This window comes from Dactylosporangium sp. CA-233914, assembly GCF_050942935.1.
Lineage (GTDB): Bacteria > Actinomycetota > Actinomycetes > Mycobacteriales > Micromonosporaceae > Dactylosporangium.
In genome coordinates, this window is sequence record NZ_CP192030.1 from 5,849,599 (window position 1) to 5,865,324 (window position 15,726).

Annotated in this window: 16 protein-coding genes; 12 read left to right on the forward strand and 4 right to left on the reverse strand. The window is 71.9% G+C overall.

The window, feature by feature from the left end; all coding sequences use genetic code 11:
* Window positions 1–44 precede the first annotated feature (44 nt).
* Window positions 45–1,436, forward strand: a complete 1,392-nt coding sequence (locus ACQPY0_RS25885) for a DUF1996 domain-containing protein (protein WP_432993579.1) — start codon at window positions 45–47, stop codon at window positions 1,434–1,436.
* A 22-nt stretch (window positions 1,437–1,458) separates the two neighbouring features.
* Here ACQPY0_RS25885 and ACQPY0_RS25890 read toward each other — a convergent pair whose 3' ends face one another.
* Window positions 1,459–2,010 carry a dihydrofolate reductase family protein gene (locus ACQPY0_RS25890; protein WP_432993581.1) on the reverse strand — a complete coding sequence of 184 codons (552 nt, stop codon included), beginning with the start codon at window positions 2,008–2,010 and terminating at the stop codon, window positions 1,459–1,461.
* A gap of 66 nt (window positions 2,011–2,076) precedes the next feature.
* On the opposite strand from ACQPY0_RS25890, the gene ACQPY0_RS25895 reads away from it, so the two are divergent.
* Together ACQPY0_RS25895 and ACQPY0_RS25900 are read left to right on the forward strand one after the other, a co-directional pair.
* Window positions 2,077–2,697 carry a TetR/AcrR family transcriptional regulator gene (locus tag ACQPY0_RS25895; protein ID WP_432993583.1) on the forward strand — a complete coding sequence of 207 codons (621 nt, stop codon included), beginning with the start codon at window positions 2,077–2,079 and terminating at the stop codon, window positions 2,695–2,697.
* Window positions 2,694–3,947 carry an FxsB family cyclophane-forming radical SAM/SPASM peptide maturase gene (locus tag ACQPY0_RS25900; protein WP_432993585.1) on the forward strand — a complete coding sequence of 418 codons (1,254 nt, stop codon included), beginning with the start codon at window positions 2,694–2,696 and terminating at the stop codon, window positions 3,945–3,947. The genes ACQPY0_RS25895 and ACQPY0_RS25900 overlap by 4 nt, the downstream gene beginning before the upstream one ends.
* Window positions 3,948–3,980: 33 nt before the next feature.
* Here ACQPY0_RS25900 and ACQPY0_RS25905 read toward each other — a convergent pair whose 3' ends face one another.
* On the reverse strand, window positions 3,981–4,940 hold the full coding sequence (locus tag ACQPY0_RS25905; protein WP_432993587.1) for a hypothetical protein: 960 nt from the start codon (window positions 4,938–4,940) through the stop codon (window positions 3,981–3,983).
* A 195-nt stretch (window positions 4,941–5,135) separates the two neighbouring features.
* Between ACQPY0_RS25905 and ACQPY0_RS25910 the strand changes: the two genes are divergently transcribed.
* Genes ACQPY0_RS25910 through ACQPY0_RS25930 form a run of 5 tightly spaced genes read left to right on the forward strand, consistent with a single transcriptional unit; the run spans window position 5,136 to window position 9,735 of the window.
* Entirely contained in the window at window positions 5,136–6,359 is a 1,224-nt protein-coding gene (locus ACQPY0_RS25910; RefSeq protein WP_432993589.1) for an ABC transporter substrate-binding protein, read from the forward strand.
* Window positions 6,360–6,383: 24 nt separating this feature from the next.
* Window positions 6,384–7,259 (forward strand): branched-chain amino acid ABC transporter permease, encoded by an 876-nt coding sequence (locus ACQPY0_RS25915; RefSeq protein WP_432993591.1) that lies wholly within the window; start codon window positions 6,384–6,386, stop codon window positions 7,257–7,259.
* Window positions 7,260–7,270: 11 nt separating this feature from the next.
* Complete coding sequence (locus tag ACQPY0_RS25920) at window positions 7,271–8,221, forward strand: branched-chain amino acid ABC transporter permease (RefSeq protein WP_432993593.1); 951 nt, start codon at window positions 7,271–7,273, stop codon at window positions 8,219–8,221.
* Window positions 8,214–9,029, forward strand: a complete 816-nt coding sequence (locus tag ACQPY0_RS25925) for an ABC transporter ATP-binding protein (protein ID WP_432993595.1) — start codon at window positions 8,214–8,216, stop codon at window positions 9,027–9,029. The genes ACQPY0_RS25920 and ACQPY0_RS25925 overlap by 8 nt, the downstream gene beginning before the upstream one ends.
* Window positions 9,016–9,735 carry an ABC transporter ATP-binding protein gene (locus ACQPY0_RS25930; protein WP_432993597.1) on the forward strand — a complete coding sequence of 240 codons (720 nt, stop codon included), beginning with the start codon at window positions 9,016–9,018 and terminating at the stop codon, window positions 9,733–9,735. The genes ACQPY0_RS25925 and ACQPY0_RS25930 overlap by 14 nt, the downstream gene beginning before the upstream one ends.
* Window positions 9,736–9,790: 55 nt before the next feature.
* Here the strand turns inward: ACQPY0_RS25930 and ACQPY0_RS25935 are convergent, their stop codons facing one another.
* Entirely contained in the window at window positions 9,791–10,168 is a 378-nt protein-coding gene (locus ACQPY0_RS25935) for a hypothetical protein (RefSeq protein WP_432993599.1), read from the reverse strand.
* A gap of 300 nt (window positions 10,169–10,468) precedes the next feature.
* Here ACQPY0_RS25935 and ACQPY0_RS25940 point away from each other — a divergent pair, with 300 nt between their 5' ends.
* The 3 genes from ACQPY0_RS25940 to ACQPY0_RS25950 all read left to right on the forward strand — a co-directional run bounded on the left by ACQPY0_RS25940 (window position 10,469) and on the right by ACQPY0_RS25950 (window position 12,703).
* The gene (locus ACQPY0_RS25940) at window positions 10,469–11,842 is read left to right on the forward strand and encodes a condensation domain-containing protein (RefSeq protein ID WP_432993601.1); all 1,374 of its coding nucleotides are present in this window, start codon (window positions 10,469–10,471) and stop codon (window positions 11,840–11,842) included.
* A 26-nt stretch (window positions 11,843–11,868) separates the two neighbouring features.
* Window positions 11,869–12,267 carry a hypothetical protein gene (locus ACQPY0_RS25945; protein ID WP_432995394.1) on the forward strand — a complete coding sequence of 133 codons (399 nt, stop codon included), beginning with the start codon at window positions 11,869–11,871 and terminating at the stop codon, window positions 12,265–12,267.
* A 97-nt stretch (window positions 12,268–12,364) separates the two neighbouring features.
* Window positions 12,365–12,703, forward strand: coding sequence for a hypothetical protein (locus tag ACQPY0_RS25950; protein WP_432993603.1), 339 nt, complete (start codon window positions 12,365–12,367; stop codon window positions 12,701–12,703).
* Here ACQPY0_RS25950 and ACQPY0_RS25955 read toward each other — a convergent pair.
* Entirely contained in the window at window positions 12,620–13,639 is a 1,020-nt protein-coding gene (locus ACQPY0_RS25955) for a methyltransferase domain-containing protein (protein WP_432993605.1), read from the reverse strand. The genes ACQPY0_RS25950 and ACQPY0_RS25955 overlap by 84 nt on opposite strands.
* Before the next feature lie 487 nt (window positions 13,640–14,126).
* Here ACQPY0_RS25955 and ACQPY0_RS25960 point away from each other — a divergent pair, with 487 nt between their 5' ends.
* A complete protein-coding gene (locus ACQPY0_RS25960) occupies window positions 14,127–15,575 on the forward strand; it encodes a DUF1996 domain-containing protein (RefSeq protein WP_432993607.1) in 1,449 nt (482 codons plus the stop codon).
* Window positions 15,576–15,726: the final 151 nt, after the last annotated feature.

A 15,726-nucleotide genomic window follows, 5' to 3' on the forward strand; every position in this document is an offset into this window, starting at 1 on the left:
CGGACTCCGCCCCCGGCCGACCCGCCAACCCCGGAGGATGCTTCATGTCCCGATCCGCCCGTGCGGGCCGATCACGGCTGCGCACGATCCTGCTCGGCGCCGCGGCCACCGCGCTCGTCGGCACGTTCCTGACCAACCTCGCGCTGCGCTCCGCCGACGCGGCCGAGACCCCTCTGTCGCAGGGCAAGCCCGCCACCGCCTCGTCGGCCGAGAACGGCGGCACCCCCGCGTCCGCCGCCGTCGACGGCGACACCGGCACCCGCTGGTCCAGCGGCTTCAGCGACCCGCAGTGGCTGCAGGTCGACCTCGGCTCGACCGCCACGATCACCAAGGTCGTGCTGAACTGGGAGGCCGCCTACGCCAAGGACTTCACCATCCAGACCTCGGCCAACGGCACGACCTGGACGACCGTCGACACCACGGTCAACGGCACCGGCGGCACGCAGACGCTCACCGTGAGCGGCTCGGGCCGTTACGTGAAGCTCAACACGACCAAGCGGGCCACGCAGTACGGCGTGTCGCTGTGGGAGTTCCAGGTCTTTGGCGCCGCCGGCACCAACCCGACCCCGACCGCCTCCAGCGGCGCCGGCTGGGTGAACATGGACCAGAACGCATGGCAGGCCCAGCTGGCCGCGTTCAACGCCCTGCCGACACACCCGGCGCCGGCGAACGCGGTGCGCGTGTCGGATTTCAACGCGGCGTGCACGTACAGCCACTCGTTCAAGGACGACCCGATCGTCTTCCCGGGCCTGCCGGGCGCCTCGCACATGCACAGCTTCCTGGGCAACCGCAGCACCAACGCGAACACGACCACGGACACCCTGCTCAACAACGCCGCGTCGTCGTGCTCGCCGTCCGGTGACCTGTCGGCGTACTGGATCCCGACGCTCTACGAGCGCGGCGTGGCCGTCGAGCCCAGCGGCGTGACCGTGTACTACGGCTCGCGCCTGCCGGACCCGTCGCAGACCAAGCCGTTCCCGCAGGGCTTCCGGATGATCGCCGGCGACGCCAAGCTGCAGGTGCCGACGCCGGCCGGCGCGCCGAACCAGTTCTGGTGCGCCGGTCCGGGCGGCGAGATCGGCCGCAGCGCCGACGGCAACTGGCCGATCTGCGCCCAGACCGCGGTGCTGAACTACCAGCTGGTCTTCCAGGACTGCTGGGACGGCATCCACCTGGACAGCCCGGACCACAAGTCGCACGTCGCCTACACGTACACGGGCAGCTGCGGAGGGCAGTTCCCGGTCGCCATCCCGAACGTGTCGTTCGTCATCGCCTACCCGACCCACGGCAGTGCCGACGGCTTCACCCTCTCCTCGGGCCTGGCCTCGTCCATCCACGGCGACTCGTTCCTGGCCTGGGACAACACGGCCATGGGGCAGCGCGTGAAGGACTGTGTCGTCCAGAAGGCCAAGTGCAACACGGACGGGCAGTTCTGACCCGGCCGGCTCTACGCCTCACCTACGCCCGCGCGCGGGCGTAGGTGAGGATCGCGGCGCCGCTGCCGAACGTCTTCGCGCCGGTCAGCGCGAACGGCAGCGGGGCATAGCCGCCGGCGAAGAGGGGGATGCCCGCGCCGGCGACGACCGGGTACTGCTTGATGACCAGCTCGTCGATCTCCGGCAGCAGGGCGGTGGCCAGGCGTGCGCCCCCGCACAGCCAGATGCCGAGGCCGTCACCGGACTTCAGCTCGCGGACCAGCGGCAGCGGGTCGGCGACGCCGTGCTCGAGCGTGGTCGAGACGACGTACTGCTCCAGGTGGGCGTACGGCCGCTCGATGCCCAGGTCGAGGGCCGGCTGGTAGGTGGCGCGCCCCATGACGACGGTGTCGAAGTGCCGGTTGGGGGCGTCGAGCCCGAGCTGGGCGCGGGCGTGGGTCGGCAACGTCTCCGGGTACTCCGCCGCGATGTGCCCCAGCACGTCCTCCTCCAGCGGGAACAGGTCGGTCTCGCCGCCGGGCCCGGCGATGTAGCCGTCGATGGTGGTGCCGATGTAGTAGGTCAGGGCTCGCATAGCACTCCGTTCGGAGTGGTTTGGGTATAGTACTATGTCCGTAGTGGTTTCAACGTGGGAGCGGGCATGCGGCAGAACCCGGGGCGGCGCGCGGCGCTGCTGGACGCGGCGATCGAGGTGCTGGCGCGGGAGGGTTCGCGCGGCCTGACCTTCCGCGCGGTCGACACGCAGGCCGGCGTCCCGGCGGGCACCGCGTCGAACTACTTCGCCGGCCGTGACGAGCTCATCGACCAGGTGGGCGGGCGCGTCTACGAGCGCCTGCGGCCGTCCGACGCCCAGCTGGCCGCGGCTCGCGGTGAACGCGCCGACCTGGTCGCCCTGACGCGCGACGTGGTGGCCCGCCTGTTGGCGTTCCCGAGCGGATACCTGGCCCTGGTGGAGCTGCGTCTGGAGGCGATGCGCCGCCCGCGGCTGCGCTCGACGCTGACCGGCATGATCAAGGCGGACCTGGACGCCGACGTGGCGTTTCACCGCGAGACCGCGCACCCGGGCGACGCGACCACGGTGCGGCTGCTGTACCTGGCCGTGAACTGGCTGGTCCTGGAGCGCCTGACCCTGCCGGACGTCTTCACGCCGGCCGAGACGGAGGCCCTGATCGAGGCCGCCGTCGACCGCCTGGCCGTCGTCGCGCCCCCGGGGGCCGCGAACCGGCGCGATGATCGCGATCGTCGTATCGTGGGCCGGTGAGTCAACGGCGTCCGCCGCCCGCGTCCGCCGTCGCCCCGTGGCCCTACGCCGGCCTCGACGCGCCGGCGGCGGCCCGGCTCGGCTGGCGGCCCACGCCGTTTCGCGACTTCGTGGTCAAGGTGCACCAGCGGTGCAACCTCGCGTGCGACTACTGCTACGTGTACGAGCTGCAGGACCGCAGCTGGCGCGATCGGCCCGCCGTCATGCCGCCCGCAGTGGTCCGGGCCGTCGCCGCGGCGATCGGCGAGCACGCGCGCGCCCACGACCTGCCCGGCATCCGGGTCACCCTGCACGGCGGCGAGCCCCTGCTCGCGGGCGCCGACCGCCTGCTGGCCCTGGTCGACGAGGTGCGCGCCGCGGTCCCGCCCGGGTGCGAGGCCGAGTTCGGGGTGCAGACCAACGGCGTGCTGCTGACCGCGGGCGTCCTGGACCGCCTGGTCGAGGGCCGCATCCGGGTCGGCGTGAGCCTGGACGGCCCGCCGGCGGCCAACGACCGGCACCGCCGCCGCGCCGACGGCCGGGGCAGCCACGCGGACGTCGCCCGGGCCCTGGCACTGCTGGGCTCCGGCCGGGCCCGCGGCGCCTTCGCCGGCATCCTGTGCACCGCCGACCCGGCGACGGACCCGCTGGCCTGCTACGAGGAGCTGGTGTCGTACGCCCCGCCCGCGATCGACTTCCTGCTGCCCCACGCCAACTGGTCGTATCCGCCGGCGCGGTCCGGGCACGCCGAGTGGCTGATCGCGATCTTCGACCGCTGGTACGCGGCGCCGCGGCGGGAGACCGACGTCCGGCTCTTCTCCGACATCATCGCCATGATCTGCGGCGGCAGCGGGCGCACGGAGCAGGCCGGCCTGAGCCCGTGCGGCGTGGTGGTGCTGGAGAGCGACGGGGCGATCGAGCAGGTCGACGCGCTCAAGTCAGCCTACCCGGGCGCCGCCGCCACCGGCCTCAACGTGCTCGCCGACCCGCTCGACGCCGCGCTGCGCCACCCGGGCGTGATTGCGCGCCAGCTGGGCGCGGCCGCGCTGAGCGAGCAGTGCCGCGGCTGCGCCGTGCATCGCGTCTGCGGCGCCGGGCACTACGCCCACCGCTTCCGCGCGGGCGACGGGTTCTGCAACCCGACCGTCTACTGCGCTGACATGTTCCGCCTCATCACCCACATCCAGGCCCGTGTGCTCGCCGATCTCACGACTGCGGCGCCGGGTGCCGCGTCCGCTTCATGCACCGTACCCCACCCGCCCAAACTGTAATTGTGGATCAACACGGGGCGTGATCGTAGCAGCTCAGGCCGCCTTCTCGATGAGGTCGGCCAGTGCGGCGCCGGCCTGACGGAGGGCCCCTCCGCCCGTCGCGGGCGCGGACAGCAGGCGGTGGCAGCCGTCCATCTCGGCATAGAGTTGCTCGCCGCCGCTGCGGAACAGCGCGAACCGGCTCGCGTGCTCGGTGCAGGGGACGGCCGGGCCGGTGGGGAGCATCGCGCGGCGCAGGTCCGTCCAGCGGTTCGCGTCCAGGCGCGCGCCGCGCTCGAAGGTGCCGGCCGGCTTTTCGCTGCCCTGTTCCTCGCTCGGCACGTGGTACAGGCACAGGCGCACCTCGCTCCTGGGCGGGTCGAACGTCGCGCTGCCGAGGCCCGGGTGCGCGGTCTCCACGGCGATCATGTCGGTCGCCCGCATCTCGCAGCCGGTGCTCGCGGCGGCCGACGAGACCGTCTCCCGCAGGATCGTCGTGGCCACCGGCTGCAGGGAAAGGGTGTCCAGCGCCGCGCGGACCTCGATGCGCGGCTTCGCGCAGGCGTCGACCGGCACGCCGGGGTGCACCCAGTGGCCGGCCGCGTCGAGCAGCGCGAACCACGGCACGCTGATCGCGTCGAGGGTGCACGGCAGGTCCGTGTGCGGCACGTCGGGCAGGCGCAGCGCGTCGACGAGGGCCCCGATGTCGCTGCCGCGGCGCTCGGCGAGGACCTGGTCGGTGCCGCCGTCGGCCCGCTGCTGAAGCTCGCCGCGGCAGAGCACGACCGACGCGGCGGGGAAGCCGGCCGGCAGCTTCGGCTCGTCCGCCGGCGTGAACGGGAGCCCGGCCGGGGCGAAGGCATCACGGCACGAGGCCCAGACCGACCCGGCGTCGCTGAGTGGCCCGGCGTCGCTGACCGACCCGGCGTCGCTGACCGATGCGGAACCATCGGCCGGAGCGGCGCAGCCCGACAGTAGAACGATCACGGCGATCACGGTGAGTCGCATCCGCATGACCGAGATGATGCCCTGTATCGCAGCTCAGCGCCGCCCCGACTTTCACGCTTCTGTTACGTCCAGGTGTCCAGCGTGTCCTTGACACGCTCGTTCACCCTCGCCAAGATGTAAAAACCAAGCGCTTGTTAGGTTTCGAATCGAGCGACAATCCGCCCGAGGCTGACGATTCGTATTATTCCGACAGGGGTACACATGGGCGTTTTAGCGACGAGGTCTCGTCGTATCGTCGGCTGCCTGGCACTCACGGCGCTCGCGCTGGCCGGCTGCGGCGACAAAGCGGGTGACGAGAAACCGAGCAACGGCACCGCGACCGGCACTCCGATCATCATCGGCCTGGACGAGGACAGCACCGGCTCCGGCGCGTCCTACAGCACCATCGCCGGCAAGACGATCCGCCTCGCCATCCAGGACATCAACAACAAGGGCGGGGTCCTCGGCCGGCCGCTGCAGCTCGTCGTCGAGAACGACGAGTCCGACCCGACCAAGGTGCCGGCGACGCTGCAGAAGCTCGCCAGCCAGGGCGCCAAGGCGCTGTTCCTGCAGAGCGGCAGCGCGGCGATCCTCCAGGCCAAGTCGACGCTGACCCAGCTCGGCCTGCCGGCGATCGCCCCGACCGGCGTGACCGCCACGCTCGTGACGCCGCCGGACAACGAGCTCATCTACATGCTCGCCAACACCACCAACGACTGGGCGCAGGTGTACTGCGGCGCCTTCAAGGCCGCCGGCATCTCCAAGCTCGGCGTCCTCACCGACGACACCACGACGATCGCCGCGCTCGACAAGGCGCTGTTCGCGCAGATGACCTGCGTGGAGTTCGTGGCCACGGAGAAGGGCGCGGCGAATGCCAGCGACCTGTCGGCGCAGGTGGCGCGGCTGAAGAACGCCAAGCCCGATGCCGTACTCGTGACCAGCGTCGGCGGCGCGTTCGAGGTGCTCGCCCAGAACACCCTGGGTTCCCAGATGGCCGGCACCAAGCGCTTCTCGCTCGCCTCGATCGGCAACCAGCCCTCCTCGTGGAAGCTGGCCTCGCCCGGCGCGCTGAACGGGCTCATCTTCATGGGCTCGATCAACACCGAGAACCCGCGTACCAAGGACCTGGTCAAGCTCCTGCAGGAGAAGAACGGCAAGGACTACGACATCACCGCGTACGACGCGCAGGCGTGGGACTCCGTGCACGTGCTCAAGCAGGCCATCGAGAAGGCCGGCGGGGTCGATGATCCCAAGAAGCTCAACGAGGCGATCCAGGGCATCAAGGGGTACCCGGCCACGTTCGGCCAGGCCAACTTCACGCTCAGCTTCGGAGCGGACAAGCACCTCGGCGCCGATGGGCCGTGCGGTCTGTCCTTGATCGAGTTCGGCTCGGACAACAAGCCGAAAGGCCCCTGGGCCACCTTCCAGCCCCCGTGTAGCAAGTAACCCACCAGGCAAGGAGGCGACGTCGTGGGCCAGTTGCAGCTGTGGTTGTCCGCCCTGGAGATGGGATGCTTCTTCGGCCTGCTCGCGCTGGCCTACTACCTCGTACTCGTCGGGGCGGGGTTCTTCAACTTCGCCATCGGCCCGTATGCGATGGTCGGCGGGCTGTGCACGTCCTACCTCGTGATCTACGAGGACATGAATGTCTGGGCCGCCGCCGCGGTCGCGGTGCTCGTCTCCGCGGCCCTGGCGGTGGTCACGGAGCTGGCGGTCGTCCGCCAGGTCCAGCGCCGCTCGGGCCGGGGCGAACTACCCGCCCTGGTCGCCGTCGCCGCGGTGCTGTTCGCGATTCAGCAGCTCGGGGGGTACCTCTTCGGCTACACCACCCTCCCGGGCCAGGCCCTGCTCACGTTCGACCCGGTGCCGATCGGTGGCACCGTGGCCCAGCCGAGCACAGTCCTGCTGCTGGCCTTCACCGCCATCGCGTTCGTGCTCGCGGCCCTGTGGATCCGCTACACCCGCACCGGACGGCTGCTGCGGGCCGTCGGCGACAGCACCCACGCCGCCGGCCTGCTGGGCCTGCCGGTCAACCGGGTCCGCCTCATCGCGTTCCTCGTCTCGGGCCTGCTGGCCGGCATCACCGGCCTGCTGTTCGCCCCCAAGGCCGGCGTCAGCTCGCTGTCCGGGCTGAGCTGGGCGCTGTCGGGCTTCCTGGCGATGGTCGTCGGCGGCACCGGCTCGGTGTGGGCCCCGCTCGTCGGCGGCCTGCTGCTCGGCCTCGTCGAGGTCTTCGTCCCGTACTACTTCGGCGGGCAGTCCCACGTGTACGGGCTGCTGCTCGTCGCCCTGCTCTTCTTCGCCTTCAAACCCAGCGGCCTGTTCGTCCGCCGGATCAGGGCCTGAGAGGTCAGTCCATGAAACGCGTTCCCGGCTCCCTGGGCCTGGTCTGCGGCGTCGTCGGGTCGGCGCTGATCCTGCTGTGGGTCGGCGCCGACGGCTACAAGCAGACGCTGGTCACCACCATGGCCACCTACGCACTCGTCGCGCTGGGCATGTACGTGCCGTACCTCATGGCCGGCTCGCTGTCGATGGCCTACGGCGCCTACGCCGGCATCGGCGGCTACGCGGTCGGCCTGCTGTCCTCGCGCACGGACCTGCCGCTGGTCCTCGCGTGGATCGCCGGCCCCGTCGTCGCGGCGGTCGTCGCGGTACTGCTGGGGCTGGCCACGCGCCGGCTCTCCGGCTTCTTCCTCGCCGCCGTGACCCTGCTGTTCGGCATGGCGTTCACCGCCCTGCTGGTCGACGCCGAGGGCCTCTCCGGCGGCTCCGGCGGCCTCGGCTCCCTGCGCAAGCTCAACGTGTTCGGCTGGGTGCCCTCGCACTACCAGATCGTCGTCGGCTCCCTCGTCGTCGTGTGCGTCATCGCGTTCCTCCTCGACCGCCTGCGCATGTCACCGTGGGGCGTCATCGTGCGCACCATGCGCGACGCGCCCCGCGCCGTGGAGGCCGCCGGCGTGCGGGTCTCGGTGATGAACCTGGTGTCGCTGGCCATCGGCGCCGCGATCGCGGCCGTCGGCGGCGGGCTGTTCACGTACTCCGCGGGCAGCGTCACCCCCGACACGTTCACCCTCAACCTGGTCTTCCTGGCCATCTTCATGCCCCTCATCGGCGGCTCCGCGACCCCGTGGGGCGCCGTGCTCGGCGCGTTCATCGCCGTCGAGCTGACGCTGAACTTCCCGGCGGTGCAGACCAGCGGCACGCTGATCCTCGCCCTGGGCGTGCTCGTCATCCTGCTGCTCGCGCCGCAGGGCGTGATCGGCTACGCCGGCAAGCTGGTCCGACTCGTAGGGGGACGACGTGGCTGAGACGTTGCTGGTCGGGTCCGGCCTGACCAAGCGGTACGGCGGGGTCACGGCGCTGCAGGACGTCTCGTTCTCGCTGACCGCAGGCGAGATCCTGGGCCTGGTCGGCCCCAACGGCGCCGGCAAGACGACCCTCGTCGACCTCATCTCCGGCGCGCAACCGGCCACCGAGGGCGCCCTGACGCTGCGCGGCCAGCGCCTGTCCGGCCCCGCCGCCCGGCGCGCCAAGGCCGGCCTGGCCCGCACGTTCCAGTACCCGCAGCTGGCGCTGGAGCTCACCGTCGCCGAGAACCTGCTGCTGGGCCGGGCCGCCCGGCGCCACGGCACCGTCTGGCAGATGGTCGCCGGCAGCTTCGCCGGCGCCTTCCGCCCGCACTCCAGCGCCGACACCGAGGCCGTGCGCAGGATCGCCGACGAGCTGGGCATCGACCGCCTCGACCGCCCCGCCGGGGACCTCTCCCTCGGCGAGCAGCGCCTCGTCGAGGTCGGCCGCGCCCTCGGCCAGGACCCGCTGGTCCTGCTGCTCGACGAGCCGTTCGCCGGCTCCGACGCCGGCGGCGTGCACGGCATCGTCGAGGTGATCCGCACCGTCCAGCGCCGCGGTCACGCCGTCATCCTCGTCGACCACAACGTCGACCTCGTCGCCGGCCTCGTCGACCGCATCATGCTGCTCGACCGGGGCCGGTCCGTCTTCGACGGCGACCCGCAGGCATGCCTCGGAAGCCCCGAAATGCAGCAGGTGTACTTCGGTGTCGCCGCCGATTCCGACTCCGACTCCGACGAGGAGGGCGTCCCGCATGTCGTCTCATGAGCTGCGCCTGGAAGGGCTCACGGTCCGCTACGGCCACGCCAGTGCCGTCACCGCACTCGACCTGACCGCGCCCGGCGGCAGGGTCACGGCCCTCGTCGGCCCCAACGGCGCCGGCAAGAGCAGCGCCCTGCTCGCCGCGTACGGCTCGGTCGCCGCCACCGGCAAGGTCTTCCTCGACGGTGAGGACGTGAGCCGCCTGAAGCCCGCGGCGCGGGCCCGGGCCGGGATCGCGGTCGTACCGCAGGGCCGACAGCTCTTCCCGAAGCTCAACGTCGCCGACAATCTCCAGGTGATGGCGGAGCTGCTGCGGCTGCCCCGCTCCGCCGTCGACACCGCGATCGACCGCTTCCCGATCCTGCGGACCCGGCTGCGCAGCCTCGTCGGCGTCCTGTCGGGCGGCGAACAGCAGATGCTGGTCGTCTCCCGTGCCCTGATGGGCTCGCCGAGAGTCCTCCTGCTCGACGAGATGATGACCGGCCTCGCGCCCCTGATCGTCCAGGAGCTCCTGCGCACGGTGACCCAGCTGGCCCGCGACGGCGTGGCGGTGCTGATGGCCGAGCCGGCCCTGGGCGCCGTCCGCGGCGCGGTCGACGGCGGCTATGTCCTGGTGCGGGGCGAGGTCGTCGCCACGAGCGAGGACGGCGGCAAGGCACTGGATGCGGTGTACCAGTCCAAGATGGGCGTCCTGAAGACCGCCGCCCATTAGACGTCCGCCGGATCCGGGCCTCGCCCGGGTCACCGCCCTCGGGCCGGATCCGGGCTCAGGAGTTGCGCCGGCGCCGTCCGATTCCGAACAGCACGCCGCCCAGCCCCGTCACCGCGAGCCCGCCCACGACGAGCCCGGTCAGCGTGCCGCCCGTAGCTCCGCCGGTGACCGGCAGCGCCGTGGCGGTGGGTGACGTGGTGTGCGTCCTGGTCGGTGTCGGTGACGTGGTGTGCGTCTTCGTCGGTGTCGGTGTCGGCGATTGGGTGTGGGTCTTCGTCGGTGTCGGATGATGCCACCAGCTCTCGTCGGTGCCCATCGCGGTCACCTGACGGTCTGGCGCCTGCGCCCACCCCGACAGCACGCCGGGTCCGGCCGTGATCAACACTCCGCAGGCGCCGGCGAGCAGCAGCCCCCGAACCATCAGCCTCGACATAAAACCTCCCTGTTTGCTTCGTCCAGCAGGCAATTCACGAGGAAGCTAAGCGCCACGCGTGGTGACGAGGGCGCCACTTTGGGAGGTGATGTGTCCGTGCCCGCTGCCTCACCCGGGTGCTGCCCGCGACCGACGCCCGGCGAGCCGCCGCCAGGTCCGAGCGCTCGTCGCGCTGGTTGAGCAACTCGCCGGGCCGGGCGTGTAAGTTTCCGTCCCCGGGACGGCGTGACGTGGGCCGCCGCGCCGTCCCGGGGCACGGTGGTTGAGCATCGCCGCGGCGGGGCCTGATGATCGGTCGACGTGGACACCAGTGCGCGCCGGGTCGTCGTCGAGTTCGCGGGGGAGGGCTCCGGCGTCGAGGAGCTGACCTGGGGGCAGCGCGACGTCTGGGATCTCATGTGCCGCACCGGCCGGACGATGAACATCGGCGGCACCGTGCCGGCCGCGCCCGGCGAGACCGTCGAGCACCTCGCGGGGCTGCTGCGCTTCATCGTCGGCCGGCACCAGGCGCTGCGGACCCGGCTGCGCCCGGTCCAGGGCGGGCCGCCGCGACAGGAGGTGCACGCCGCGGGGCGGATCGCGGTGGAGCTTCTCGAGGCGGGCGCCGACCCGGACGGCACCGCGGAGGCGCTGCGCGTGCGCTACCAGACCACGCCCTTCGACCCGTACGGCGAGTGGCCGGTGCGGATGGGAGTCGTGTGCGCGGGGCGGACGCCGACGCACGTGGTGCTCATGTACTACCACGTCCTCGTCGACGGCTTCGGCATCGACGCGATCGTGCGGGACCTCGCGCATCTCGACGACCCGGGCGCGCCCGTCGCCGGGGTACGCCCGCTGGAGCTCGCCGCCCGGCAGCGCACGCCGGCCGCGCGCCGGCAGAGCGAGCAGGCGCTGCGGTACTGGGAGCGGCAGCTGCGGCGCCTCCCGCCCCGCCCGCCGATCGCGACCGCCGACCCCGGCTCCGGCGAGCCGCGCCACTGGGAGGTCGTGTGCTCCTCGCCGGCCCTGGCGCTGGCCGTCCGCGCGGTCGCCGCCCGCACCGGGGTCGCCTCCGGCCCGATCCTGCTCGCCGCGTTCGCCATGGCGCTGGCCCGCGCGACGGGCGCCGGCACGGCCGTGGTGCAGGTCGTGGTCAGCAACCGCTTCCGCCCCGGCTTCGCCGAGTCGGTCTCGAGCCTGCGCCAGTTCGGCATCTGCGTGATCGACGTCGGCGGCGTGCCCTTCGACGAGGTCGTGGCGCGGGCGTTCGCGGCGGCGATCGCGGCGTACAAGCACGGGTATTTCGACAGTGCGCAGCACGCGGAACTCCTCGCGGGCGCGGCGCGCGACCGGCCCGACGACGTCGACCTGCGCTGCTTCCTCAACGACCGCCGCCGCCAGGCGCCCGGCGACGATACCGCCCCGCCACCGCGGCCGGCCGAGATCGCGGCCGCGCGAGAGTTGACGACGGTGCGCTGGGGCGGCCGCGAGGACACCTACGACGGCACGTTCTACCTGCACCTGGAGGACGAGCCGGACACGATGACGTACACCCTGTGGGGCGACACGCACCGCTACGCGCCCGCCACCATCGAGCGGTGCGCCCGCGACCTCGAGGCCGTGGTGCTGGACGCGGCCCTGACCCAGGCTCCGGCCCGGCCGGACCCGAGGCGGCCCGCTACCGTGGAGCCGTGATCGACGACGGGGCCCCGGGCTGCACGCTGACCGTCTGCCGCGACTGCTGCTGCGGCAGCCCGGCCAAGCACCCGGCGGTCGACCACGCCGCGCAGCTCGACGGCCTGCGCACGGCCCTGGCCCCGGCCCACCGCGTGCGCACGAGCCAGTGCCTGGACACGTGTGACCAGTCGAACGTGCTCGTCGTGCACCCTTCCCCGGCCGCCCGCCGCCGCGGCGCCCGCCCGGTCTGGTTCGGCCTGGTCCTGGCCGAGGAAATCGTCGCCGACATCGTGGAGTGGGTCCGCGCGGGCGGCCCGGGCGTGGCCGCGCTGCCGCCGACCCTGGAGCTGTCGGTGCTACCGGCCCCCGCATCGTCCCAGGTCACGGCCCCGCTCGCGGCATCGATCCCGATCGTCGTGTCGCTGCCGGACCGGGCATCGTGACGGTGGGATTGCCCAGCGTCAGGTGGGGCGGCGGAATTTGGTCGGGTAGGTTAGCGTAGGGAGCATAGGAACGACACGGCGGCCCGCACCGCGCGGCGTGATCTGCGGCCTGCTGACAACGGCCTGGCTGGTCGCCGTGGCAGCACTGGGCCGAGCGCTTCTCGCGCGCCTGTTCGCGAGCGACCCGGCCGTCGCCGACGCCGATCTGGGCCGCCTGGAGTTCATCCTCGCCGGCGTGCTCGTGACCGGCCCGCTGCTCATCGCCGCGATCGGCTTCCGCCGGGCATACCTGATGCTGGCGGGCGTCACGGCCCTGCCCGCGGTGCTGCTGGGCCTGGCGGGGGTGCAGCAGCTACAGTCGGTGCCGGACGACCCGGTGCCGCAACGCACGTGCGTCGCGTTCAGCGGCGGCACCAACACCTGCCCCGGCGGCTGACCCCGCGCCCAGCCGGACCCGCTCGCCGGCTCGGACCCGCTCGCCGGCTCGGACCCGCTCGCCGGCTCGGACCCGCTCGCCGGCTCGGACCCGCTCGCCGGCCCGGACCGCAACCTGTAGTGGCGACGGCAGCCCTGGCGCTACAAGTCCGCCCGTGGCAGGAACGCGGCCGATGGCGGTGAAGAATGTGAATGCGGCCAGGAAGGGGCAGTTGGTCAGTCGGGCGAGCCAGGCTCGTGCGGCTTGTTCGTCGAGGGCGCCGGCCTGCCAGGCGCGCTGGGCGACCGACGGCATCCGCAGGATAGTTTCGGCGCTCCGGTAGTCGCGGAACAGGATGACGGTGGCGTCGACGGAGTCAATCTCGAACCCGGTGTCGTCGAGGAGCCGGGCAAGCTGCCGGCCGATGGTGGCGTTCCGGACGACGCTGGTGGTGATGTAGCGGGTGTAGGCCCGGCTGAGTGTGGTGTCGGTGTCGGCGATGGCGAGGGTGTCCCAGTCCGGTTCAGCCAGCGCGACCAGGCCGCCGGGGCGGACGACTCGCCGCAGTTCGGCCAGGGCCCGCGCCGGGTCGGCCAGATGCTGCAGTACGCGGTCGGCGCGGGCGCGGTCCATGCTGGCGTCGTCGAGGGGCAATGCGTGGGCGTCGCCTGCCTGGACCTCCACGCCGGGAAATGCCGCGGTTCGTTGCCGGGCCTGCTCGACCATCGCGGGGTCGTGGTCGACGCCGAAGACGGTGCCGGCATCGCCGACGGCGTTGGCCAATGCTGGGAGGTCGGTTCCTGGTCCGCATCCGACGTCGAGCACCGCGTTGCCTGGCCGCGGGTCCAGTGCCGCGAGGAGTTTGTGCTTGTACTGGCGTCCGGCGTCGCTGGCGGCGGCGTGGTCGAGGTAGGCGATCTGGTCCGCGGCTCGTAGAGCGCTGCTCGGCAGGGTCACGGATGCAGCGAACCACAGCTGCGGCCTGATGTGGTGATGGTCTTGTGGCGGTGCGGTGTAGTGGGTGCCGGCGCCTGCACACAGATTCCGAACAGGTCGACGAGGCGGCGGCTGAGGATGCGGTCTTCGCGGATCGCGGTGCCGGCGACCGCACCGCCGCCAGGCCTATGGCAGCCCCATCGCACGAATCATCCTGCCACCTGTCCAGTACCGACAAAACTGCGGCGAGTGACGGGAGACCGGAGCCACATGCCCGTCGTGGCCGACAACGACCCTCGCCGAGGCGTTGTCCGCGGCGTGGAGAGAGCCGGCTGGGCACGCTAAAGCCAAATTTAAGGACCGGACTCTCGCAAAAGTGTAATCGGAGCGGCTGTCCCAGGCTGGCAACGATCTTCCAGAGAGCGCTCTCTAAGTTTTCCTTTGATGTCTTGAACCTGCGTACGGCCGCTTTGAATACTGGCGGCACCCGACCCCGAAAAGGATCGAAATGCGCAGTGAACCTCAGCGCGGCGCCCAGAGCCGCCCTGGAAGGCGCAAGACCCGCGCGTTGCTCGGCGCCGCCGCCGCCGTCGCGGTGCTCGGCGCGGGCAGCGGCATCTACATCGCCACGGCCAGCGCGGACGAGGTCGCGCCCAGGCTCGAGGCCGAGTCGTACTCCGCCCAGTCCGGCGCGCAGACCGAGAACACCGCGGACGCCGGCGGGGGCAAGAACGTCGGCTGGCTCGCCAACGGCGACTGGATGCGGTACGACAATGTCACCTTCAACGGCGCGGACCTCAGCGTCCGCATCGCGGCCCAGAACCGCGCGGGCGGCTCCATCGAGCTGCACCTCGGCTCGCCCACCGGCCAGCTCCTGGCCACGTTCCCGGTCGCCCATACCGGGAACTGGCAGTCGTGGAAGACCGTCACCGCCACGGCCGCGACCGTCCCGGCCGGCAAGCAGACGCTCGTCGCGGTGATGAAGAGCGCCCAGCCGTACGACTTCGTGAACATCAACTGGTTCACCCTCGGCTCGGGCGGCCGGCCACCGGCGACGGCGACGGTCGCCCCGCCGACGCCGACGCCGACCAGAACGCAGGACACGGCCGCCGGCTGGGTGAACGTGGACCAGGCCGCCTGGCAGCGGGAGCTGGCCGCGTTCAACCAGATCCAGCAGATCCCGGTCCCGGCCGGCACCACGCGCGTCGCCGAGTTCCACACCGACTGCTCGGTCTCCGGCGAGGCCCCCGACGACCCGATCGTCTTCCCCGGCCTGCCCGGCGCCTCGCACCTGCACACCTTCTTCGGCCCGCCGGTCGACGCGAAGACCAAGCCGGCCGACCTGTTCACCCGCGTGACCAACTGCAACGCGCCCGGCGACAACAGCGCCTACTGGGTGCCGCAGCTGCTCAAGGACGGTCAGCCGGTGAAGATGAAGAGCTTCCGGGTGTACTACGGGTCGCGCCTGCCCGACCCGTCGGCGACCGTGCCCTTCCCGCCCGGCCTGGTCATGGTCCAGGGCGACGCCAAGCGCCAGGTCGCCACGCCCAAGGGCGCGAGCGGGCAGTTCTGGTGTGCCGGCAGCGCCGAGACGGGCCGCAGCTCCGACGGCAACTGGCCGGTCTGCGCCCCCGGCGGCAACCTCATCTTCCAGCTGACCTTCCAGGACTGCTGGGACGGCAAGCACATCGACTCGCCCGACCACAAGTCGCACATGGGCCCGGCGGTCAACGGCAAGTGCCAGGGCCAGTACCCGGTCGCCATCCCGAATCTGTCGTTCATGGTCAACTACGACTCGCTCGGCGGCAACGGCCTGGCGCTCTCCTCGGGCCTGGCCTCGTCGATGCACGGCGACTTCATGAACGCGTGGAAGCCCGGGAACCTCGGCCCGCTCGTGAAGATCTGCCTCAACGCCAAGGCCAAGTGCGGCACCGAGCCGAAGTTCACCGGCGGCTGACCGGCGGCACCGACCGGGCAGGCCCACCGCACCGGTAGGCCGGCCCGGATTTCATCTGGTCGAAATCAAGGCCGGATAGAGTCCCGCCATCTTCGACGACGTTGATCCCTTCATCGGCACCGCCGCGACCGACCTGCCCACGCCGCACGGT

What these genes read in the sequence shown, in the direction of transcription:
- ACQPY0_RS25885 (WP_432993579.1), top strand. Translation starts at nt 45, where the DNA reads ATGTCCCGATCCGCCCGTGCGGGCCGATCACGGCTGCGCACGATCCTG.
- ACQPY0_RS25890 (WP_432993581.1), bottom strand. Translation starts at nt 2,010, where the DNA reads ATGCGAGCCCTGACCTACTACATCGGCACCACCATCGACGGCTACATC.
- ACQPY0_RS25895 (WP_432993583.1), top strand. Translation starts at nt 2,077, where the DNA reads ATGCGGCAGAACCCGGGGCGGCGCGCGGCGCTGCTGGACGCGGCGATC.
- ACQPY0_RS25905 (WP_432993587.1), bottom strand. Translation starts at nt 4,940, where the DNA reads ATGCGGATGCGACTCACCGTGATCGCCGTGATCGTTCTACTGTCGGGC.
- ACQPY0_RS25910 (WP_432993589.1), top strand. Translation starts at nt 5,136, where the DNA reads ATGGGCGTTTTAGCGACGAGGTCTCGTCGTATCGTCGGCTGCCTGGCA.
- ACQPY0_RS25920 (WP_432993593.1), top strand. Translation starts at nt 7,271, where the DNA reads ATGAAACGCGTTCCCGGCTCCCTGGGCCTGGTCTGCGGCGTCGTCGGG.
- ACQPY0_RS25930 (WP_432993597.1), top strand. Translation starts at nt 9,016, where the DNA reads ATGTCGTCTCATGAGCTGCGCCTGGAAGGGCTCACGGTCCGCTACGGC.
- ACQPY0_RS25935 (WP_432993599.1), bottom strand. Translation starts at nt 10,168, where the DNA reads ATGTCGAGGCTGATGGTTCGGGGGCTGCTGCTCGCCGGCGCCTGCGGA.
- ACQPY0_RS25960 (WP_432993607.1), top strand. Translation starts at nt 14,127, where the DNA reads ATGCGCAGTGAACCTCAGCGCGGCGCCCAGAGCCGCCCTGGAAGGCGC.